This window comes from Marinobacter sediminicola (genome assembly GCF_031157525.1).
In the GTDB taxonomy this organism is placed as follows: Bacteria; Pseudomonadota; Gammaproteobacteria; order Pseudomonadales; family Oleiphilaceae; genus Marinobacter; species Marinobacter sediminicola.
This window is the reverse complement of record NZ_JAVIXR010000004.1, coordinates 402,669-423,899: the sequence shown is the minus strand read 5'-3', so window position 1 is coordinate 423,899 and position 21,231 is coordinate 402,669. Positions and strand designations below refer to the sequence as shown.

The 21,231-nt window shown below is 51.9% G+C and carries 23 protein-coding genes, 1 tRNA gene and 1 pseudogene; 14 read left to right on the top strand and 11 right to left on the bottom strand.

Features of this window, described 5'->3' with window-relative positions; translation table 11 throughout:
* Both RG807_RS08825 and RG807_RS08820 read left to right on the top strand, forming a co-directional pair.
* A pseudogene (locus RG807_RS08825) lies at positions 1-135 on the top strand (electron transfer flavoprotein subunit alpha/FixB family protein); the annotation flags it as partial.
* A gap of 105 nt (positions 136-240) precedes the next feature.
* Entirely contained in the window at positions 241-1,083 is an 843-nt protein-coding gene (locus RG807_RS08820; RefSeq protein WP_309044569.1) for a putative RNA methyltransferase, read from the top strand.
* Positions 1,084-1,096: 13 nt separating this feature from the next.
* Here RG807_RS08820 and RG807_RS08815 read toward each other — a convergent pair whose 3' ends face one another.
* Complete coding sequence (locus tag RG807_RS08815; RefSeq protein ID WP_309044568.1) at positions 1,097-1,573, bottom strand: hypothetical protein; 477 nt, start codon at positions 1,571-1,573, stop codon at positions 1,097-1,099.
* 12 nt (positions 1,574-1,585) lie between these two features.
* On the bottom strand, positions 1,586-1,858 hold the full coding sequence (locus RG807_RS08810; RefSeq protein WP_309044567.1) for a hypothetical protein: 273 nt from the start codon (positions 1,856-1,858) through the stop codon (positions 1,586-1,588).
* A gap of 276 nt (positions 1,859-2,134) precedes the next feature.
* On the opposite strand from RG807_RS08810, the gene RG807_RS08805 reads away from it, so the two are divergent.
* The gene (locus RG807_RS08805; protein WP_309044566.1) at positions 2,135-3,376 is read left to right on the top strand and encodes a saccharopine dehydrogenase family protein; all 1,242 of its coding nucleotides are present in this window, start codon (positions 2,135-2,137) and stop codon (positions 3,374-3,376) included.
* 10 nt (positions 3,377-3,386) lie between these two features.
* On the opposite strand, the gene cydC is transcribed toward RG807_RS08805, so the two are convergent.
* The 4 genes from cydC to RG807_RS08785 are packed head-to-tail and all read right to left on the bottom strand — an operon-like array spanning position 3,387 to position 9,143.
* On the bottom strand, positions 3,387-5,003 hold the full coding sequence (gene cydC, locus RG807_RS08800) for a thiol reductant ABC exporter subunit CydC (protein ID WP_309044565.1): 1,617 nt from the start codon (positions 5,001-5,003) through the stop codon (positions 3,387-3,389).
* Positions 4,996-6,705: a thiol reductant ABC exporter subunit CydD gene (gene cydD / locus RG807_RS08795; RefSeq protein ID WP_309044582.1), complete on the bottom strand. Its 1,710-nt coding sequence runs from the start codon at positions 6,703-6,705 to the stop codon at positions 4,996-4,998. Before cydD ends, cydC begins: the two co-directional genes overlap by 8 nt.
* A gap of 6 nt (positions 6,706-6,711) precedes the next feature.
* The gene (cydB, locus tag RG807_RS08790) at positions 6,712-7,713 is read right to left on the bottom strand and encodes a cytochrome d ubiquinol oxidase subunit II (RefSeq protein ID WP_309044564.1); all 1,002 of its coding nucleotides are present in this window, start codon (positions 7,711-7,713) and stop codon (positions 6,712-6,714) included.
* A gap of 2 nt (positions 7,714-7,715) precedes the next feature.
* A complete protein-coding gene (locus RG807_RS08785; protein ID WP_309044563.1) occupies positions 7,716-9,143 on the bottom strand; it encodes a cytochrome ubiquinol oxidase subunit I in 1,428 nt (475 codons plus the stop codon).
* Positions 9,144-9,327: 184 nt separating this feature from the next.
* Between RG807_RS08785 and RG807_RS08780 the strand changes: the two genes are divergently transcribed.
* Both RG807_RS08780 and RG807_RS08775 read left to right on the top strand, forming a co-directional pair.
* Positions 9,328-9,954: a class I SAM-dependent methyltransferase gene (locus RG807_RS08780; protein WP_309044562.1), complete on the top strand. Its 627-nt coding sequence runs from the start codon at positions 9,328-9,330 to the stop codon at positions 9,952-9,954.
* Positions 9,955-10,038: 84 nt separating this feature from the next.
* A tRNA-Leu gene (locus tag RG807_RS08775) sits at positions 10,039-10,125 on the top strand.
* A gap of 14 nt (positions 10,126-10,139) precedes the next feature.
* Here the strand turns inward: RG807_RS08775 and RG807_RS08770 are convergent.
* Positions 10,140-10,283, bottom strand: coding sequence for a hypothetical protein (locus tag RG807_RS08770; protein WP_309044561.1), 144 nt, complete (start codon positions 10,281-10,283; stop codon positions 10,140-10,142).
* 628 nt (positions 10,284-10,911) lie between these two features.
* Between RG807_RS08770 and RG807_RS08765 the strand changes: the two genes are divergently transcribed.
* The 7 genes from RG807_RS08765 to RG807_RS08735 all read left to right on the top strand — a co-directional run bounded on the left by RG807_RS08765 (position 10,912) and on the right by RG807_RS08735 (position 16,439).
* Complete coding sequence (locus tag RG807_RS08765; protein WP_309044560.1) at positions 10,912-12,414, top strand: tetratricopeptide repeat protein; 1,503 nt, start codon at positions 10,912-10,914, stop codon at positions 12,412-12,414.
* A 195-nt stretch (positions 12,415-12,609) separates the two neighbouring features.
* Positions 12,610-12,828: a DUF6500 family protein gene (locus tag RG807_RS08760; RefSeq protein WP_298447136.1), complete on the top strand. Its 219-nt coding sequence runs from the start codon at positions 12,610-12,612 to the stop codon at positions 12,826-12,828.
* 127 nt (positions 12,829-12,955) lie between these two features.
* Positions 12,956-13,354 carry a GFA family protein gene (locus RG807_RS08755; RefSeq protein WP_309044559.1) on the top strand — a complete coding sequence of 133 codons (399 nt, stop codon included), beginning with the start codon at positions 12,956-12,958 and terminating at the stop codon, positions 13,352-13,354.
* A 46-nt stretch (positions 13,355-13,400) separates the two neighbouring features.
* Positions 13,401-14,081: an SDR family oxidoreductase gene (locus RG807_RS08750; protein ID WP_309044558.1), complete on the top strand. Its 681-nt coding sequence runs from the start codon at positions 13,401-13,403 to the stop codon at positions 14,079-14,081.
* Positions 14,082-14,178: 97 nt separating this feature from the next.
* Positions 14,179-15,450, top strand: coding sequence for a DUF2254 domain-containing protein (locus RG807_RS08745; protein ID WP_309044557.1), 1,272 nt, complete (start codon positions 14,179-14,181; stop codon positions 15,448-15,450).
* A gap of 123 nt (positions 15,451-15,573) precedes the next feature.
* Positions 15,574-16,089 carry a GNAT family N-acetyltransferase gene (locus tag RG807_RS08740; protein WP_309044556.1) on the top strand — a complete coding sequence of 172 codons (516 nt, stop codon included), beginning with the start codon at positions 15,574-15,576 and terminating at the stop codon, positions 16,087-16,089.
* A 53-nt stretch (positions 16,090-16,142) separates the two neighbouring features.
* Complete coding sequence (locus RG807_RS08735) at positions 16,143-16,439, top strand: hypothetical protein (protein ID WP_309044555.1); 297 nt, start codon at positions 16,143-16,145, stop codon at positions 16,437-16,439.
* A gap of 13 nt (positions 16,440-16,452) precedes the next feature.
* On the opposite strand, the gene RG807_RS08730 is transcribed toward RG807_RS08735, so the two are convergent.
* Together RG807_RS08730 and RG807_RS08725 are read right to left on the bottom strand one after the other, a co-directional pair.
* Positions 16,453-16,986 carry a hypothetical protein gene (locus RG807_RS08730; RefSeq protein ID WP_309044554.1) on the bottom strand — a complete coding sequence of 178 codons (534 nt, stop codon included), beginning with the start codon at positions 16,984-16,986 and terminating at the stop codon, positions 16,453-16,455.
* A gap of 66 nt (positions 16,987-17,052) precedes the next feature.
* A complete protein-coding gene (locus RG807_RS08725) occupies positions 17,053-17,940 on the bottom strand; it encodes a fatty acid desaturase family protein (RefSeq protein ID WP_309044553.1) in 888 nt (295 codons plus the stop codon).
* Positions 17,941-18,082: 142 nt separating this feature from the next.
* Here RG807_RS08725 and RG807_RS08720 point away from each other — a divergent pair, with 142 nt between their 5' ends.
* Positions 18,083-19,099 (top strand): AraC family transcriptional regulator, encoded by a 1,017-nt coding sequence (locus RG807_RS08720; RefSeq protein WP_309044552.1) that lies wholly within the window; start codon positions 18,083-18,085, stop codon positions 19,097-19,099.
* Positions 19,100-19,185: 86 nt separating this feature from the next.
* On the top strand, positions 19,186-19,968 hold the full coding sequence (locus RG807_RS08715) for an enoyl-CoA hydratase (RefSeq protein WP_309044551.1): 783 nt from the start codon (positions 19,186-19,188) through the stop codon (positions 19,966-19,968).
* Here the strand turns inward: RG807_RS08715 and RG807_RS08710 are convergent.
* Together RG807_RS08710 and RG807_RS08705 are read right to left on the bottom strand one after the other, a co-directional pair.
* Positions 19,965-20,459: a DUF192 domain-containing protein gene (locus tag RG807_RS08710; RefSeq protein WP_309044550.1), complete on the bottom strand. Its 495-nt coding sequence runs from the start codon at positions 20,457-20,459 to the stop codon at positions 19,965-19,967. The two genes, RG807_RS08715 and RG807_RS08710, sit on opposite strands and share 4 nt — an antisense overlap.
* On the bottom strand, positions 20,459-21,220 hold the full coding sequence (locus RG807_RS08705; RefSeq protein WP_309044549.1) for an ABC transporter permease: 762 nt from the start codon (positions 21,218-21,220) through the stop codon (positions 20,459-20,461). Before RG807_RS08705 ends, RG807_RS08710 begins: the two co-directional genes overlap by 1 nt.
* Between the last annotated feature and the right edge of the window lie 11 nt (positions 21,221-21,231).

The following is a 21,231-nucleotide window of genomic DNA, read 5'->3' as shown; positions in this document are numbered from 1 at the left end:
TCTGATTCCAAAGTGATCGTTGCGATCAACAAGGATGAAGAAGCACCTATCTTCCAGGTTGCCGATTACGGCCTGGTAGCGGATCTGTTTGAAGCAGTGCCGCAACTTGAGGAAGAGCTGAAGAAGGTTCTATAACCCTCTATCAGTAAACAAAAAAGACACCTTCGGGTGTCTTTTTTGTTGGATAATCATAAACTGTAACCCTGTACTCGTTATCTTTTCCGATGCGGATATCTCTGAATGACCATCACCCCATTTGAAGCTCTTGCTTGCCCAATCGACGGATCTGCGCTGCAGTTAAACGGGAGCAGTTGGCAGTGTAGTGCTGGCCATAGTTTTGATATTGCGCGCCAGGGATACGTCCACTTGCTGCCAGTTCAGAATAAACGCTCCAAAGATCCCGGAGACAACAAGGAGATGGTTGCGGCGCGCCAGAGATTTCTGGCCGCGGGATTTTATGAGCCCATTGCTGAAGCAGTTTATCGGGCAGTGTTCCATGAAAATCACAGTGATGCGGCTATCGCTTGTATGGATGCGGGCTGTGGGGAAGGGTACTACATGCGCTATCTGGCAGGGAAAATGCCAGATACTGCACGCCTCGCGCTGCTGGGGCTGGATATCTCCAAGTGGGCCATACTATCTGCGGCCAAACAGGACAAAGCGCCCGCATGGGTCGTTGGCAGTAACGCTAATCTGCCTGTGCTGCCTGAAACGCTGGATTGCATACTGTGCTTGTTCGGCTTTCCGGTTTACAAGGAGTTTGCCCGAGTGCTCAGGCCAGGCGGGGAGATAGTGCAGGTAGAGTCAGGGCCAGACCACCTCATAGAGCTGCGGGAAATCATATATTCTGAATTGAAAGAGCCCCGGCAGTCGCCGAGTGATGCCCCTGAGGGTTTCACAATGGTGGATACTTCTGCAGTGCGCTTCAACCTTAGCCTTCCGGGCAAGCAGGCAATTTCTGATTTGTTGGCGATGACGCCACACTTGTATCGAGCTGGAGCGGAGGGTCTCGCGCGTGCGGCAGAGCTTGAGTCACTTACGGTTACTGTAGAGGCCACCGTAAAACGCTTCAAAAAGAGCTGATCTGCCTTGCGCCCTATTGGTCGCTCTTTTTCTGCTCAGGAGTATTCCTTTTTAACATCACCCGCTTCTCAGCTTTAGTGATAAAAAGGGAGTCGGCAAGTAAATGAATGGCCTTATTTGTAGTGCGGACCGCATGATAAACCTGCTTGCTGGTCTGATCGTGGGTTTTTCGGGCTTTCACGGCACTTTCGCGGGTTTCGTCGTCTTTTGAGAGGCGCTCAACCAGGCCAAAAGTAGTGTTAGCGATTGCTTTGTGCACCTTTTCCACCGCGCTCGTACCACCAGATACTGTGTTTTCCAACAGTTTTGCCCGGTTACGCACCTCATAGAGATCGAGGCGGCGTTTTTGAACGGCACTGTTGATGGCAATGCTGTATGAATTTAACTTGCGTATGAGAACTCTGGAACGCCTGGCTTGCACGAATCCATAGCCAAGAGCACCTGAGGCAATGATCAATAAAAGCAATGCCAGGGCTAGCTTGGCAGTCACTGTGCGATACTCCTAACGGTATTCAATATTCAGCTCCACCTCGATTTCACGCTCCATCATCTCTTGCTCCAGTTCCTTCATAACACCCTGGTAAACCATTTTGCGTACCATAACAGGGAGTTTATCGGCGAGTACCCGCGCAGAACGCGACTCACGTTTTGCCACCGCAATCGGATTGAGTACTTTAAGCGTCAGGATCAAATCCGGCTCGTTTTGAAGATTAGCCGCTGGGTTACTTCCCGAAGTCTCGGCTATCAGACGGGTCAGAATTTTGCGCTGTTCCATAAACTGCCAACAAAGAACACCACTGAATATAGTGAGAATCAAACAAAGTATCAGGAGGAAGTTAGCCAATTCGAGTCTCCAAGGGTGTATCTAGTATGTTCAGCAGTGTGCCCTATAGACCGAGCCGTGCGATTGGCCGTGACGACGTCACTAAAGCGATTCCTGTGAAGTTAGAACGGTAGCCTAAAGCTGTTAAGATCCAACTATTGAAACTCGCTGTAAATAGCCTTGAAAACACATAAAACTTCAGCAAAAAACTTTATAAAAGGACAGGCAATGACCAAATCAGCAGAAACCACATACGACCTGGTTGTGTTCGGTGCGACCAGCTTTGTTGGCCAGATACTCACGCAATACCTGTATGACTCCTATGGCGTTGCTGGCGAGGTTAAATGGGCCATTGCCGGTCGATCAGCATCCAAGCTTGATGTGCTCAAATCTGGTTTGGGTACTGGTGCCGCTGAACTTCCGGTGATACTAGCAGACTCCACCGACGATGCAGCCTTGAAGGCCATGTGTGAGCAAACACGCGTGATTATCTCTACCGTTGGCCCATACGCATTATTTGGTGAACCCCTGGTAAAAGCCTGCGTAGAGACCGGCACCGATTACTGCGATCTGACGGGTGAAGTTCAGTGGATTCGCCAGATGGTTGACCGCTACGAAGATCAGGCCAAGGCTTCCGGTGCACGAATTGTGCATTGCTGTGGATTTGACTCCATTCCTTCTGATATGGGCGTTTGGTTCCTGCAACAGCAGGCAGAAAAAACCTTTGGCCAGCCATGCCAGGACGTGCGCATGCGCGTGAAAGTAGCTAAAGGCGGGGTTTCCGGCGGTACGGTCGCTTCTATTATCAACGTAGCCAAAGAAGCTGCTTCCGACTCACAGCTGCGTAAAGAAATTGCCAATCCTTTCTCTATCAGCCCACCGGAGCATCGCTCAAAGGTGCGTCAGCCGGCTCTGAAAGGCGCGGAATTCGATAAAACATTCAATGTGTGGCTGGCACCGTTTGTTATGGGTGCGATCAATACCCGTATTGTGCACCGCTCCAATGCCCTGCAAGACGCCCGCTATGGCAAAGAGTTCACCTACGATGAGGCCATAATGACGGGCACTGGCACCAAAGGCCGTTTCGCGGCTTACGGCGTTACTGCCGCTCTGATGGGCTTCCTGACGGCATCAGCTCTTAAACCAACCCGTTGGTTGGTCGAGAAGTTCGTGCCTCAGCCTGGCGAAGGCCCGAGCCCCGAAGCTCAAAAGGCAGGATTCTACGATTTGCGATTTGTAGGGCGCACCCCGGATGGCAAAACCATGATCACCAAGGTGACTGGCGATGCTGACCCGGGCTACGGTTCTACCGGTAAAATGCTGGGTGAAGCCGGCATGTGCCTGGCATTCGATGTTCCTGCAGATAAGCAGGGTGGCTTCTGGACGCCCGCATCGATACTCAGCGACAACCTGCTGGGCCGTTTGACGAGCAAAGCAGGGCTTACGTTTGAGGTAGTTGAAACCCGCTAAACGCAGGGGTTTAAACGCCTAGATGAATCACACGGTCGGTGCCCGGAAGGGCTTCCGCCCCGTGTGCCAAGCTGATTACAGTTCGTCCGTCCAGCCAGACATCCATTTGCTTGGTGATCTTTTCTCGCGTGGGTGCATCAACCCCGGTAAACGGCTCGTCCAATATCAGCAAGGGGGCAGGGCTCAACAACACTCGGGCAAGCGCAACGCGACGTGCCTCACCTCCTGAAAGCCGGCTTCCGGAATTACCCAACCATGTATCAAGTTGATCTGGTTCCGAACCGAACCTCTCTGCAAGGTCCACCATCTCAAGAACTCTCCAAAGCTGTGCATCGCTTGTATCCGGAGCGCCCAGTAACAGGTTGGCTCGCAAGGTATCTTCAAACAACACCGTTTTTTGAGTGAGATAAGCACACGGAAGGCTTGAGCTGGCACCGCTTGAAGGAGCCAGAAGACCAGAGAACGTATCCGCAAGGGATGACTTGCCACTACCTGAATGGCCAAGAATACCCACTCGCTCGCCGGTTGCTACCTGCAAATCAAAGTGGGTAAAAAGCGGTGCATGTTCGGGATGCTTTACGGTGAGATCTTTGGCCAGCAGAGCGGTGCCTTCAGGTAGCTCAATGGTATTCGGCACATGCTCGATGTCTTTACTCCTGCAGTCCCGGTTCAAGCGTGCAGCAGAGGCCTGGGTAGCGCCCAGCTTGCCAAAGGCTTCCGGCAGCATGCTGTAAACTTCTGCCAGGCCGAGCAGGGCGATGGGCAGCAGAACCAGAGCTGGCCCGGAAATAGCGCCAGCGCGGAACAACTCGAAGCCTGCCCAGAGTGCGAATACTGCAGAAAGATTAATCAGCAAGTTGGAGCCTGCCAGATGCCAGCCGGTGCGGGAGTCGGCTTTCACCTGCTCCGTTGCCGTTTGGTGCGCCTGGCGCATAAGCCAGGCGCCGTGTTTGCCTACGCGGCCAGCTGCAGTAAGCTCTGCAAAACCTTCCAGATGCTCTACAACCGCCATGCGAAGAGATTCCTGCTGATCACTCTGCCGGGCTGCAATCCTGGCTGTTCTTGCGTAAACACCGATTGTGGCCACTAGAAAGGCGATGCCGAGTATCAGGGCGACGCCAGCGGCGATCCTGACATCAAACAGTATCCAAGCCAGTCCAAAAAGCAGTAGCGCTACAAACGCAGCCAAAGCCGTTGGTGCAATCAGGCGCAGGTACAGGGTGTCGAGAGCATCCACATCGCTGGTAAGTCGCGATAACCACTGGGCACCAGTCAGTTCCCGCCTCTGGCCTCGTCCGGCGGCGGCAAGCTTTCGGAACAGGGCGACGCGAATGTCCGTGAGCAGTAGCAGCACGGTGTCGTGGTTATAGAGCCGCTCCACGTAACGGGAAACCGTGCGGGATACTGCAAAAAACCGGATGCCACCACCTGGCACATACAGATTGATAGTGGCCGGTAAGCTGGCCGCGAGAAGAACGCCCACCAATGCAGTTTCAGTGATAAACCAGCCGGAAAGCGCCAGCAGACCAAGCCCGGAAAGCAGGGCGGCCAGCATCAGAAGGGCACCCATGAAGAGCCTGCCGGGGCGCTGATATATCAATGTTAGCCAGGGCTTCAGTTCAGACATCTTTAACCTCCCCGCCAGACACCAGTAACACCCGATTGGCGAGAGCCAGCAGCGCTTGATGATGGGTGGAAAAGATCAGTGTCTTGCCTGCCAGAGCAAGCTTGTGAAGCGCCTCAAGAACAAACATCTCACTGTCGCTGTCGAGGCCAGCAGTTGGCTCATCCAGAAGAATTACGTCGTAATCCGCCACAAAAATTCGTGCCAGGCTCAAACGACGGGCCTGACCACCAGACAAGCCTTGGCCGTCTTCCGACACTTGGCTGAAAATGCCGTCTTCCCGGCAGTCCAATAAAGGGCCAAGGCCAACGTTTCTCAATGCAGTCTCGATAGCCACATCAGAAGCATCCGGACTGGTTAGCCGAAGGTTATCCGCCCAAGTGCCGTGCACAAGAAATCCGCTCTGGCCCAGCCAGCCAAAGGCAAAACTACCTGCTGGCATGCCAAACAGGTGAATATCGCCGCTGTCTGGCACCAAAAAACCGGCAAGAAGATTCAGAAACGTGGATTTACCGCCTCCAGAGGGGCCGGTAAGGGCAATCACATCACTTTTACCGATCACCAGCGATACGTCCCTGAGAACCTTATGGTCTGCTCGAAAAGCCAGTGACACGGCGTTCAGCTCGATGGTCTCGTTGCCGCTAACAGGCTCGGGGGCTGGGGGCGTAGCTTTGAGGCTTTCTGTTTCCTCGCTCGACGAAGAAAAAACCGGTTCGTCATCATTCAAACGGGCAAGAATCTCTGCACCAGCCCCAAGCGCAGCGGCCCGATCGTGGTAGTGCTGGGAGAGTATGCGCAACGGCTGAAAGAACTCCGGCGCCAACAACAAAATCAGAAGCCCCGAGAACAACGTTAAATCCGATGACGGCCCATAGGTTATGTAACCCAGAAGACCAAAACCGATGTAGATAGCGATGACCGCGATCGCGACAGACGCGAAGAATTCGAGAACCGCTGAGGATAAGAACGCAACGCGCAACGTTTTCAAAGTGATTTTTCGGTACTGATCCGAACGCTGTTGAATCACTTCTGTAGCGCTTTCGGTTTGCCCGAAGAGTTGCAGAGTGGTTATGCCGCGTACCTTATCCAGAAACTGGCCAGACAATCGACTCACAGTCTCAAAATGCTGCTGGTTAAGCTTCTCCGCGCCCATACCCACAAGCGCCATAAAGAAAGGAATCAAAGGGGCCGAAAGAAGCAGAAAGATCGCAGCAAGCCAGTCGAGATAGAACACAAGCGCCAGAATCAACAGAGGAACGATCAGGGAAAGCGTCATCTGGGGAAGAAAACGGGCGAAATACCCGTGTAACGCATCAACGTGATCAATCCACTCTCTTGCCAGGCTACCCGCAGAGGTTTGCCCCAATTCAAGTGGACCGATGTTGCACCAGTGTTGATGAATCTGGCGCCGTGCGGTGCGGCGCACTTGTTCGCTGCACCTTGCCGCAAGGTGAGTTTGCACACCCTGGGCTACAGATCGAAAAACAATCGCGAGAACAAGGCCGAGAAAATAGGGCGCCAGCTCAGAGGCTGGCGCATGTTCGATAACACCAAGGTGAACAATGCGCGCCAGAAAAACCATCTGCACGATGGTGGCGACGCCGGCCAGGGTACCTGCGGCAACCGTGCCCTGAATCCAGCGCCGGTTGCCACTTGTAAGCCCTGAAAGCCAGCGCCGCACTGCGCGCTGGTCAAGAGCCTGCATTGTCACTTAGTGGTACCCCTCCCCAGCACGTACCTTGCCGCGGAATACCCAATAGGTCCACGCCGTGTAGGTGAGTACAAATGGAATAACGATCAGCAAACCTATCAACAAGAACAGCTGCGAATCGTACGCCGAGGCCGCATCCCACAGGGTGTAGTTGGGTGGAACCAGATACGGCCAGCGGCTGACAATCAGGCCCAGATAAGCCGTTATGAACAGCCCCATAGTGGCCACAAACGGCATGCCTTCAAACCGGTTGCGAACCGACCGGAAAATCTGGAAAGCGCACAGCAATGTCAGTGCAGGCAGAACCCAGATAATGGTCAAGTTACTGAACCAGCGGTCGCGAACCATATCGTCAATAAACGGCGTCCACACACTAATAATGCCAAACACCACAAGTACAGCAGCTAAAAGGGGCAAGGTGATTTTATACGCCCATTCCTGCAAACGGCCTTCGGTTTTCATAATCAACCATGTGGAGCCCAATAGGGCATAGCCTGCAAGTAGGCCAAGGCCAGTCAGTACAGTGAATGGGGTCAGCCAATCAAACGCACCGCCAGTGAACACGCCATTGGCGGTTTCGTAGCCCTGAATGTAGGTGCCGACAACAACGCCTTGAGCGAATGCGGCCACAGTTGAGCCACCGGCAAAGGCCCAGTTCCACAGATAACGGGAGGTGCGCGCTTTGAAACGGAACTCAAAGGCAATGCCACGGAAAATCAGGCCGGCCAGCATCAGGAACACGCCAATGTACAAGGCCGGCAGCAATATGCTGTAAACCAGCGGGAATGCGCCCAGCAGGCCGGCGCCGCCGAGCACCAGCCAGGTTTCGTTGCCGTCCCATACCGGAGCAACCGAGTTCATCATTACGTCGCGATCCTGCTCTGTCGGGGCGAAGGGGAAGAGAATTCCCACGCCCAGATCGAAGCCGTCCATCAACACATACATAATGACGCCAAAACCGATGATAAATGCCCATACGAGTGCCAAATCAAGCAGTTCCATAATTAGTTTCCTCCCTGTTTGGCCGGCTGTTCTTTGGAGTCATGGAGCTCAAACGACGTGTGTGCAGCTGACATAGGCCGTTTGGGGCGCTCAGATTGAATGTCTGGCTCGTGCTGATTACTCTCCATGCCCTCGTACAGAACCCGCATGAGGTAATAGACGCCGGCAGTGAACACCAGGGCGTACACAACCACGTAACCAATCAGAGTAAACAGTGCCATACCACCGGTGAGGGAAGGGGTGACGGACTCAGCCTGAGTCATCATTCCATAGACCAGCCATGGAGCCCGCCCAAACTCGGTTACAAACCAGCCCGTGAGAACAGCAATAAACGGCGCAACGCTCATGAACCGCATACCCTGAAGGAACCAGGATGAGCGCCAATAACGACCGCCGGAGCGCAGTACAAGGCCGGTAAGGGCGAAGAGAATCATCAACATTCCCAGCCCAACCATAATTCGGAAAGACCAGAATACGATGGCCACCGGCGGCTGCTTCGCCACCGGAACGTCTTTAAGGCCGGGAATTTCACCGTCCCAATCGTGGGTAAGAATCAGGCTGGCAAGCCCGGGCACGCCAATTTCGAAATGGTTGGTCTGGTTTTCCTGATCAGGAATTGCAAACAACAACAGCGGAACGTTGCGGGAGGTTTCCCAGTTGCCTTCCATTGCCGCCACTTTTGTTGGCTGGTGCTCAAGGGTGTTCAGCCCGTGGAAATCGCCAACTATCAACTGCGCAGGTGCAAGAATCAACAGCAACCAAAGGCACATGGACAATGCTTTTCGGTTTGCTTCCACCTCACGCCCTTTGAGCAGATACCAAGCGCTGACACCGGCCACAACGAAGCCGCCCGTCAGGAACGAAGCGATAACCTTATGGGCAAAGCGGAACTGGAAGGAGGGGTTAAATATCGCCTCGCTCCAGGAAGTAACGTAGAAAATGCCATCTCGCAGCTCGGTTCCGGCAGGTGTTTGCATCCAGCTGTTGGCAGATAGAATCCAGAATGACGATATGAAGGTGCCTGTGGCGACCATAATTGCGGCAAACAGGTGCGCACCGGGCGGAACGCGATCGCGCCCAAAGAGCAACACCCCAAGAAACGCTGCTTCAAGGAAGAAGGCCGTAATAACCTCATAGCTGAGCATGGGCCCAAGGAAGTTGGCAGACGCCTGGGAGAAATTGCTCCAGTTGGTACCAAACTGGAACGACATAACAATGCCGGATACCACACCCATTCCGAAGACCACCGCAAACACCGTGGTCCAGAATGAAGACAGCTTCAGCCATACCGGGTTCTTGGTTTTGTACGCAAGCCCTTCAAGTACGGCAATGTAGGAAGCAAGCCCGATGGTAAACACCGGGAAAATGGCGTGAAATGACACGACAAAAGCGAACTGGATTCGCGATAGGATGAGAGGATCTAGTTCCATAGGAACCCCCGGTAAAGGTTAACGTCACAATAAGCGAGCACAGCGCACTCACTCCACAGCTGCCACAGCCTGAATTGTAATATTGTTTTTACCGGCAGTTAGAGAGCATGCTACTGGATATGGCTGCTAAACCGATAGGGCAGATTGTCGCACCCGTTGATTAAAAACAAGTATGGTGAAAAGCATGAGCTTTTACGAAGAACGCATCCTGCCGCATATTATCGACAAAGCCTGCTCTTTAGGTCAGGTGATGAAACTGCGTAGCCAGATTGTGCCGCGAGCAAAAGGCCGTGTATTGGAAGTAGGCATGGGATCGGGTATTAATCTGCAATTCTACAACCCGGATACCGTGGAAATGGTTTACGGCCTGGAGCCTTCGGAAGACATGCGCCGCAAAGCACAGCCAAATCTGGAGCGCGCGCCCATTCATGTTGAATGGCTGGGCCTGCCGGGGGAGCAAATACCGCTGCAAGATAACAGCGTGGATACCGTTTTGCTTACCTTCACCCTGTGCACCATTCCCGACTGGAACGCGGCGCTGCTGCAGATGAAGCGCGTGTTAAAGCCCGGTGGGGAGCTCCTGTTCCTGGAGCATGGGGAATCACCCGATGACAGCACCCGCAAATGGCAAAACCGCATCAACCCAAGCTGGAAAAAACTGGCGGGTGGCTGCCACCTGAACCGCCATATCGCAGACCTGATCCGCCATGCGGGGTTTGAGCTTGAGGAACTGGAAAACCTCTACATTCCGAAATCACCAAAGATAGCCGGGTACATCTACAAAGGGATAGCCCGGAAACCCGGAAGCTGAGGGAAAAACTATCCGAGGGTGTTTTGAATTGCGTTATCGCCCATGGCCTTATACAATTCCGGCCCTCAAAACTTCCCCCCGAATGCTCCGGTGGTGAAATTGGTAGACACAAGAGACTTAAAATCTCTCGACCTCACGGTCGTGCCGGTTCGATTCCGGCCCGGAGCACCATTATCCCGCCCAAATCAAGGCGCGTCCTGTTCTGGCAATGGCTGAATGCTGTTGATATCACCTGTGGGAGTCGCAGGTTCGTCAATAACGATCACGTAAATCCCGCCGGCAATTATGGCGATGGCGACAAGTGCTTTGAGTATTTTGGAGTTGAGCATTGTCCTCTCTTTTCATCCTGCGTTTGTTGGTTTACATATAGATCCTACGGCCTGTACACCGTTATAACAATCTGCAGTAAGGCGCGCTCCATGAAAGTCGCTTCAACAGCCAGACCCGCGTGTCTGATACTGTTTCTTTGGGGTTAGCTCACGAAACGGAAAAATTGTACGCTAAGCCTTTGGTATCAATGATATCAGCATTATTTTTTCCACAATTCATAAAGTTGCGCAATAATTAGTCGACGACTGGCCCTTGCGAAATAACTTAAATTTCAGCATGAGCTGCAGTATCAGGTGCCAATGAGGGGTTCCACCATGGTGAGGCTCAACGATCCCTCCAAACTGTAATCGGTGGGCCACCTATTTGCTGAAATTGTCGAATTCCGGGAATGCTTGCCCATCGATCACGTTCTCAGTTTGCTGTGCTTGCGCCGAGAACTTGGGTCGCGCCACAAAGGTTGCCGATCTACAGCAAGATCACCATAATTCGCAAGTAGCTCTCCACAAAGCGAAACTAGGCTCGATCACTAACTGTCACCTTGGCCGCGATCTGTTGGGCGCGGGCCTCTGATAATCAGGGTAGAACCCGCCTTAGGTTTTCCTCACTAGAATGGACTCTCTTTACTGTATGGAATCGCACCACCCAACTCGCTACGACATCGCCTCTCACTTTTACGTCAGCCACATCAATGGTGCGGTTATTCCAGGCACTCGCCTGAGCAAAGTCCTCGAAAGCATGTTTCACAGGCGACCACTCACTGCACTGTCGTTGAAATACCTGCAAGAGCTAAACCTTACTCGATTGCACCAACTTGCAAGCGGCCAGTTGACCTATGAGGCTTTTATCGAAGGCTTGGATCCAGAGTTAGTTACCCGCGAACGGGCTGCTGACGCGCAGCGCCAAGCTCTTGAGAAAGAGCGTCGAGCCGAAGCGGATAGGTGGGCTCAAGAGGCCGAGCGAAAAAGAAATGCCATTAAGGCTGCTCGCGCAGCACGAGAAGCTGATCGCATTGCTGAGGATGCTGAGCGCAAAGCAAAAGATGAGGCTCGCTTGGCTCAGTGGATAGAACAGGACAAGCAGAACCGAGTCGCTGCAGAAGCCTTTCACGAGGCAAGAATCCATGACCCTGACTATAGCCCCCTTACTCCCCATGATATTGCTTGTCACTATCACATTGACAACCATCCTAGTGCGGTTCGGTCGCCGTTTAGCAATATTTTGTGGGCTCTGTATCAGGGGCATGTTCTTTCGCCAGCCTATATTAACTACCTCAGGGTTAAAGGGTTTACCCTCTTGTATAAATTGGCCACAGGCCAAATAACCTACGAGTCCTATATTTCATCGATCCATGCAGCTGAAGCCACAGAAAAAACTCGTATTGCACAGCTTAAAGCACGAAGGCTCCAGCGAGAGACAGTAGAGGCCGCTCGTATTGCTCGCGAACGGGATCCCGCATACATCCTGCGCAAGAAGTACGGAATTGTCGAAAATAGTGAGCAGCCTCTAGTCTTGCGGTTGATGAATGTTCTCCAGCACGTTGAGGCTGATAACCGTATTGCCGAGCGGGACTTTGTTTGGCTTAACGCTGAGGGTAAGCGGTATCTCACTAAAGAACTGCGGGAGGCCTACCATTATCGGGAAGCTGAATTCTGCGCAAGTGAATATATTCGAACCAGGGCTCCCTGGAATGTAATTAACGCCAGTGGTCACTATCGAAAGTGCAAGCAGCCAGAATCAGCGCAAGAACTAATCAGGCAGGTACCGACGAAAAGCTTAAAACACCCCAAGATCCACTCGGCGATGCTCACCACTCACGGCGGTGTTTTGCGAGACCTGAAACAGCGTAAAGAAGGCTTGCAGTTCGGGAGAAAGGCTCATGAGTTACAGCCAAAAAATTTCAGGCCCTGTACGTTGCTGGGTGCTTTGAACATTGAGCTAGGTAACTTTTCAGAGGGGCATGACTGGTACGCAAAGGCTGAAAAACTGGGTGCCTCAAAGCAGAGCATCGACACTGAGCTAAAAAGTATCTTTCGTCGGGCGGACAAGACATTGCGCGAAACCATGAGAACTTCTCTGCTAGCCATTGACCCAGTTCGATATCGCTGGGTGGATGACAAATCCCGCGTATAGGCGCCATTGATATACGAGTTGTAGCCGCCTATCAAAGCTGCTGACAGTTTATATCCGGCTCTGCCAATAGTTAGCGCTTGAACGTCTTTGGAAAAGCGCCATTATCGAGAGCATATATTTCTGCAGTCACGCGAAGCGTGGTCAAGTTGCAGTCATGTGTGTGGGTGACTTTAATACTCAGGACGTGGCAAAAAAATGAGAAGTGATCTGAGAGCCAAAATAGTCGAAGTGTGTGACAAAAAAATAGCGGCTAAAGGCAGCACTGTCGGCCTTTCTTTCTATGCATTCTTCGCCAACAAAAATGATGACCCAGAGCGGTTAATGGAAGCAGCTACATGGTGGATACAGACGCACCAGCTTGACCATTTTGAAAAAGCACAGAAAATCAAAGGAATGATAAAAGATGGGCTCTGATCTCAGGTGAAAAACAGATAGTCAGGCCAATCACGGCGACAGCTTGTCTGTCGCGGCTTCGCTTCCATTCAGCAGCCGCACGTGCTGTAGTCGTTGGCAAGGCCCTCGATCAGCCAAGGAGACTCACATGAAAGGTAAATGTTTGTGCGGTTCTATTGAAGTTGTTTCGGAAAGCCAGGCTGAAGTGGGGCTTTGCCACTGCTCTATGTGCAGACGTTGGTCTGGTGGACCAATGTTTGCAGTCCATTGTGGCTCGAACGTAAAGTTTGAGGGAGACGAGCCTTCAACTTACCAGTCTTCCGACTGGGCGCAGCGTGGCTTTTGTTCCAAATGCGGTACGCATCTCTTCTATCATCTGCTTCCAAACAATGAGTACATCATCCCGGCAGGACTATTCCAGAGCGAGCAATTCGCGCTGAATAGTGAGATCTTCATTGATGAAAAGCCCGCATTTTACGAATTCAAGAACAAAACAAAGAAAATGACAGGGCAAGAGGTCTTCGAACAATTTGCTCCGAAGGAGTGAATGTGCCGGGCAGGGGTGTATCAGCCCCTAATGAGGAGTAAAAGCAATGACTGACCAAAAAATCGTACTGATCACAGGTGCCTCTAGCGGTATTGGCGCAGCCACAGCTGAAAAACTCATCGAGGCGGGGCACAAAGTCGTTATTACGGCGAGAAGTACCGCCAAGCTAAACGACATAGTCAAAAGGTGGGGCAACGACAGGGTTTTAGCGGTAACGGCAGACGTGTCCAAGCTAAACGAAATTACAAACGTGGTGGATAAAGCCATAGAAACATTCGGCAGACTCGATGTGGTGTTCGCTAATGCAGGCACAGGCGTTAACGCTCCGGGCATCGAAAACGGTGATCCTGACGAATGGAAAACGATGCTGGACGTGAATATCAATGCGCTATTGTTTACCGCCAAAGCCAGCCTGCCCGCATTAAAAGAAACCCAAGGGCATTTTATTGTTACCAGCTCCATTGCAGGCAAGATCACATTGAAAGGTTCTGTGTATGGTGCCTCGAAGTGGTTTGCTTACGGATTTGGCCAAAATCTAGCCGCCGAAATGGCTGAATGGAACGGCCGTTGTACCACCATCTGCCCCGGCATGGTCAACACGCCCTTTTTTGATGAAGCCAAACCAGACAAATTAGACCCCAGCGATATAGCCGATGCGGTTGTGTATGCTATTTCTGCCAACCCTAGATGCGATGTGCGTGAAATTACGCTGATGCCAACTAAGTAGTTAGTCATGTAGCGCGCGCCCTGGCTACTTACGAAAACTTACCTCATAAACCAAGTAAGAAGGGCACGCTTAACTTCACCTCAAGGTGGAATAAAGCATGAAAGACAAACTCAGGTTTATACTCAATCGTATAGGTGAGAGGCTGTGGGTCAAGCCGCTATTCGTTTGTCTTGTGTCCATCGCTATCGCTTTCATCGCTCAATGGGCTGACCAGTTCCAGATATTTCAGAAGGCCCCCGAGGTAAATACCGAATCAATTGAGATGCTGCTCGAGGTCATTTCAGCAAGCATGCTGGTCATGGCGGTATTTGCCGTAGGCTCGATGCTGGCTGCTTATCAGTCTGCGAGCAATTCGGCGACTCCACGGGCCTTCACGCTGGTTGTCTCCGACGATGTCTCCCAAAATGCATTGTCCACGTTTATTGGTGCATTTATTTTCAGTATCGTCGCTCAGGTTGCGTTGTTGAATGGCTATTACGAAAAAGCAGGCAGGTTCATCCTTTTTATTATTACCATAGTGGTTTTTGTATTAGTCATTATCAACTTTATCAAATGGGTTGATGGAATCGCTCGGCTGGGACGGCTCGGCACGACAATCGCCAAGGTTGAGAAAGCCACTGCCGAAGCGTTGCGCCGGCGAAGAGAGAAGCCTTTCCTTGGAGGGACTCAGTCAGACCATCAAACAGATGGTTTGCCAGTATTTCCAACCACTGTTGGCTATATTCAGCGGATCGATATGGATGCTTTGCAGACTGCCGCAAAGAATGGAGAAATGCAGATTATAGTAGCGACGCTTCCAGGTGCATTTGTGGCACCTAATCGGCCGCTGGCTTATGTAAGAGGCGGCAGGGATGCAGAGGCAGTGATCGAAACTGCATCGATAGTTAACGCATTTTTTATCGGCAACCAGCGAACATTCGATGACGATCCCCGGTTTGGTCTTATTACGCTGTCCGAAATTGCTAGTCGTGCGCTGTCTCCTGCTGTCAACGACCCTGGAACCGCGATCCAAGTTACTGGTATTTTTGTTCGATTGTTCGCGGAGTTGGCCCAGGAGATTTCAGAGCAGGAACAACCCCGCATCGAGTATGATCGTGTTGCTGTACGGGAGATTCCTTTAAGTGATTTGTTTGAGGATGCATTCAATGCTATTGCCCGTGACGGTGCGGCAACCATTGAGGTTGTCCTCCGAACGCTAAAAGCACTGGCTACACTCACATCCGTCGGCAACGAAAAAATGGAAGCAGCGGCGTTGGAATCTGCCCGCCTTGTTATTGCGCATGCCCAAGAATCGCTTTCAATACCATCCGATATCGAAAAACTGCAAGCCGTATCAGAATTTGCGCGCTCGTTGGATTCCGGAGAATAATTGGCAGTTAAAGTTGAGTTTGGTGAAGTACGTGTTGTTGTTTTAGGTTGAATCGAGGAAACATGGATGAGTACTATCAGCTTGGACACGTTGTGTGCACAAAGATCTATCAAGGAAGGTGGAATGTTCATAGCAGAAACGCCGAGACTAGTACTTCGAGAATTCACCTCAATTGACGTTGGTGCGCTTGGGGAAATTCTTGGCGATCCAGAAGTAATGGAGTTTTCGACCAATGGGCCGTGCACTGATGACGACACCCGAAAATTTATTGACGGGTGTCTGGTGTCATACAAAGAGCATGGCTTTGGTCAGTGGGGGGTTGTGGACAGTTCTTCGGGGGCCATTATTGGTTTTTGCGGCTTGAGTCCGGTTGACCTGAACGGAGTGCAGGAGGTGGAGATTGGTTATCGCCTCGCTCGAAATGCATGGGGCCGAGGTTTGGCGTCAGAGGCTGCCGCGGCAGCGCTCGCGTACGGCTTTTCGAAATGTGGCTTGGATTCCATCATCGCGATTATCGCTCATCGCCATGTAGCGTCTGTTAGGGTAGCGGAGAAGGTGGGGCTGAAGATTGATTTCTCAACAACATACCGGGGTTGGAACGTTGGGATCTATCGAAAAGCGCTGACACACGCCGATTAACGGATATAACATTAAAAATGGAATGCCAGAAAGCCTCTCACTGAGATATTAAAATGACGTCCAACGAAAAACTTGAACGAAATCCGGTAGCTGGTTTTATACTGATCTTACAGTTGGTTGCGTGGTTCATCACCCTGAGCCCACTTTTCAGTGACTTCACGGGTTCTGATCCCGCAGGCAATGGATTGGCACAGGGGTATGCCTTTATATTTGTGACCGTTCCAGGGATGATTTTTATCTTTCTTAGTAACTTCTATTTGGCGTTTAAAAAGCGATTGAATAAGTGGTGCAGGGTGGCTTCAGCAATCAATATCGTGGGATTGCTTTTTTTGTTTCTGGTAGTCAGTTAGTTATCAGCGCCGGCTATTCCCTGACCACCTTTTTCACCGAATCCGCTTTTGAAGATTTGGAGCCAACCTTTCTCCAGGCTTCGTACTCTTCGCCATTAATCCACGTAACGCCTATGTGTTCTTCCCAGTTTTCAAAGTCGGCACTTCTGTAGCTATCACCTCCACAGCCACCTGCACCGTAGGTGATCTCGCAAACTCTTAAAACAATATACTCACCGTCGTAATCGAGGACCTTCTCACCACGCCCGCTATTGGAGCACTGGGTGAACAGGCGGGATGGGACTTTGAATATGACTTCTGCTGATTTCTCACCGCCACTGCCCGTTACTCGGGTGATGGAGCAGGTACCTGCGTAAAATTCGTCGCCGTTGATGGTCACATCCGGTTCCAGTGGTTCCCACCAGGCTGTTGGCGCCACTTCTTTTTCTGATTCAACACTTCCGCTTTTGTAAAACTCACAGCCAGTCAGCAGTGCTGCTGCCACTGGTAAGACGAAAATTATACGAAGTACTTTTGTCTCGCGGATTACCTTAAACAATTTACTCACTAACCAATACATGCGAACCGCCCATAGAGAAACCTGGAACCTAGTATACAGATTATGATCACCAGCTTACTTTGGCGCCAAGGGCTTACGCGTGAATATACACAGTATCGGCGTGCCCTGTTGCCGAATGATAGGTTCAATATCCCGATGCAGAGCGTGGTAGTGATAGAAGGGAACTCTGGGGAAAAGGTGATGGATGGAATGCAGATTCTGGCCCAGCCAGAACCACTCCAATGGCTTCATCCAGGTGGGCATTATCAGGCTGTTGGTGTTGCGGTAACGCTCGGCAGATTTGTAAGGGATGTGTGGCCGATAGGCGAACCAGTAGGCGGTGAAAAAGCCACCCATCACATACCCAAGAAGAACCACCCAAGCAGCGCCGGGTACATCGATCAGGGCAAGAAAGGCTATTCGCCAACCAAGGAAAACGAAAATCTCTGCGCAATACACGCTACGTTCTTTGTTAGTGGCTTTGCCCCAGTGGGCACTTACAAAAAACGTATTTTGTAACCACAAAAACTGAAACACCGTGCGAATTGCTCCAATGGGGCCACGGCCGATTCCACTGATCAGATAATCCGGGTCTTTGTCTGGCTGGTTGGTGTATCGGTGATGGGTAAAATGTTCAAGCCGGTGTGAGGCGTAGGGAATGGCTATCAGGGGAGCCATTAAATAACCGCACAGATCATTCACCCAGCGCAGCTTGTCATGCTTGCCATGAATGTTTCCGTGAACGGCTTCATGCACCGGGGTGTAGGCCATGTAGGTGAGCGCCGCAAGAACAAGTGTTGCGGCCCAGGCTGGCATCAGACCGAATACAAAAAGCAACAGGTTGCCGATAAAGCCTACCAGCACCAACGCCACTAAAGCGACCGTTGGCCACCCGAATTGCCCCATGTAGTGTTTTGCGAAAACAACGGCTTCGCGGTTGGCTGTGCTCACATCCTGGGGCATGCTTTCCTCTCGTTTTAATATTTGTTGGGAATATGCTTTCAATGTAATGTCTTCCATAACCTGCACACAGGGCAGCTCTGGCCAATCGGGAAGCCCTTGTGGCCAGTTATGCTGAACAAACCCAAACTATAAAAGTACCTTGATGATTAACGCTGACCCCATTCTTCATCCCATTGTCATCAGCCAGGTAATGATTAACTTCGCCGCCAGCCTGGGTGTCGATAAGGACACCTGTCTGCAGGGCACGGGCATTACCGATGAGGCCTTGATGGATGGCGAGGCACTCATTGCCCGCGATCAGGAAATGCGTTTGATCGAGAACCTGATTCTTGCGCTGCCAGACACGCCTGCGCTTGGCCTGAAGCTAGGGATGCAATACAACGTGGCGACGTTTGGCATTTGGGGCTTTGCGTTGAGTACCAGCCGTACTCTCAGAGATGCTGCCAAAACTGCCATCCGTTACCTGCCGCTAAGCACTGCCTATTGTCGGCTGTATTCGTTCGATGAAGATGGGTTCTTTGGAATTGGTTTAGACCCGGCATCTATCCCCCCGCATGTGCGCCAGTTTTTGCTGGAGCGTGACCTGGCAACGGGTGTGAATCTGGTGCGGGAGCTGAGTTTGTCGGGCCTCGCAATCAGTAAAGCTGAGTTTGAAGGGCCTGAGCCTGCGTACTCTGGTTTTATTGAAGAGGTTCTTGGAGTTAACCCCGCCTATAACAGCCAACGTAACGCAATTATGGTGGCGGGCCTTGCAGCCGATAAGCCGTTGCCCACGTTCAATGCAAGATTGGTGAGGATGCTGAACGATCAGTGCCGTTTGCAGCTGGAACAACGGCAAACCAGTGGATTGTCCGGGCTGGTTCGGCAGCAAATTCTTGGCCCGCTTGGTTTGGTGGCAACACTTGATGAGGTGGCCAGCGCGCTCGCTATGTCATCCCGAAGCCTTCGGCGGAAGCTGGAGCAGGAAGGCGCCAGTTTTCGGGCTCTGGTTGATGAAGAGCGCCGACAAACGGCCACGCAGATACTCAGCGGTAGTGACATGAAACTCGACGAGTTAGCCATTCATTTGGGTTATACCGATACAGCCAGCTTTACCCGGGCTTTTCGGCGCTGGATGGGGGTGTCTCCGGGTGAATATCGCAAAACCAACGTGTTGTAACATGCGCTAAAGGTCGCTTCGACAGCGAAGGCATCCTGCCTGATACTGACTGTTTTCCGATTTACGGTGAACGGAGGTAGCCCGCCATGACAAATCTGCTGAAACGACATACCGACGAGATGGGCATTACAACCCTTACCCTGAGCCAGCCTGAACGGCGCAATAGTCTTTCTATGGGCATGCTGGATGCTCTGGGTGAAGCTCTCGAAGACATCGCCGCAGACAGCGCTACGCGGGTTGTGGCGATTGCGGCTGAGGGTAAGGTGTTTTGTGCTGGCCATGATCTGAAAGAAATTCGCGACCAGCTGGATAGCCACGAGTTTCAGTTGGCGTTGTTTAAGCGTTGTAGTGAGGTAATGCAGCAGGTGGTTAACCTGCCAAAGCCCGTTATTGCCCGGGTAGCAGGTGTGGCAACTGCAGCTGGGTGCCAGTTGGTGGCAAGTTGTGATTTGGCGGTGGCGGAAACCTCTGCTCGCTTTGCCACGCCTGGCGTGAATATCGGGTTGTTCTGCTCAACGCCTATGGTGGCCTTGTCTCGCAATGTTTCCCGAAAGCACGCTATGGAAATGCTTCTTACGGGGGAGATGATCGGTGCTGCCCGTGCAGAGCAGTTAGGGTTGGTAAACCGTGTGGTTGATGAATCCTTGCTGGATGAAACGGTGTACGCCATGGCCCTCACCATTGCCCAGAAATCCGGGCATACGCTGAAAATAGGTAAGGGCGCTTTCTATAAACAGCTGGAAATGCCCCTGGCCGATGCATACGACTACACGGCCAGGGTTATGGCGGAAAATCTGCTTGCGGATGATGCCCGGGAAGGCATCTGTGCGTTTCTTGATAAGCGCAAACCGGAGTGGCAAGACCGCTAGCGATTACTGCAGTTCTGTTCGCCAAGCTTGAGTCGATCTCCGACCCCAATATCATTAGCTTCAAAGAAGCCTGCGTTCATTTCCACGGCGGAGATGAACGCAACCTCCGCTGGATAGCTGGGGCAGCGCGCTCCACTGGATGAGTCGCAAGGCTCCATCTGTTTGATGTTGTTAATCACGCCTTGGTTATTCAGGTAAGCGATATCTAGGGGGATAAGGGTTTGGAACATCCAGAAGCCATGATCCGGGCTCTGCTGCTCCTGATACTCAAACAGCATCCCGGAATTGGCTGCCATAGACTCTCTGCCCATCAAACCTTTCTGGCGATCCCTGGGCGCACGCGCCAGTTCCAGGTTAACGCTAACGGTGCTGGAGGCCGTTACGAAGCACCCTTCGATAACCGGCAGGCCCGCTGATGGTTCAACCGCAGCGGAGCCAGAACAGCCAGCCAAGGTGGCCACAAAGCAGAGCAGGCTGTAGCGGTATCGCATCAGGTGCGCAGCCGATAGCCAGTTTTGAAAATCCACCAGATACCTGCCATGCATGCGAAGAGAAAGAGCAGTGTCATCCCCACGCTAATTCCTATGTGCACATCAGACACCCCATAGAAGGCCCACCGGAATCCGCTAATCAGGTACACCACCGGGTTGAACAAGCTGATGGTTTGCCAGATTTCCGGAAGCATATCGATGGAGTAGAAGGTGCCCCCAAGAAAGGTAAGCGGGGTTACAATCATCATGGGAACGATCTGGAGTTTTTCGAAACCGTCGGCCCATATTCCGATGATAAACCCGAACAAGCTGAAGGTTACGGCGGTCAGTATCAGGAACGACAACATCCAGAATGGGTGCAGTATGCTGTAATCCACAAACAGCCTGGCGGTGGCGAGTATGATCAGGCCCAGTATCACAGACTTGGTAGCCGCCGCGCCCACGTAGCCCAATACCACTTCAACATAGGAAACAGGCGCAGAAAGCACTTCGTATATCGTGCCGGAGAACTTCGGCATATAAATACCGAACGAGGCATTGGAGATGCTTTGCATCAGAAGCGACAGCATGACCAGACCAGGGATGATGTAGGCGCCGTATGCAATGTTATCGATATCGCCCATCCGGGAACCAATCGCCGAGCCAAATACCACAAAATACAAACAGGTGGAGATGACCGGTGAGAGCACGCTTTGCATCAAAGTGCGCCGCATGCGGGACATTTCAAAGTTGTAGATGGCTTTAACACCGTAAAAATTCATGCTTTCTCCTG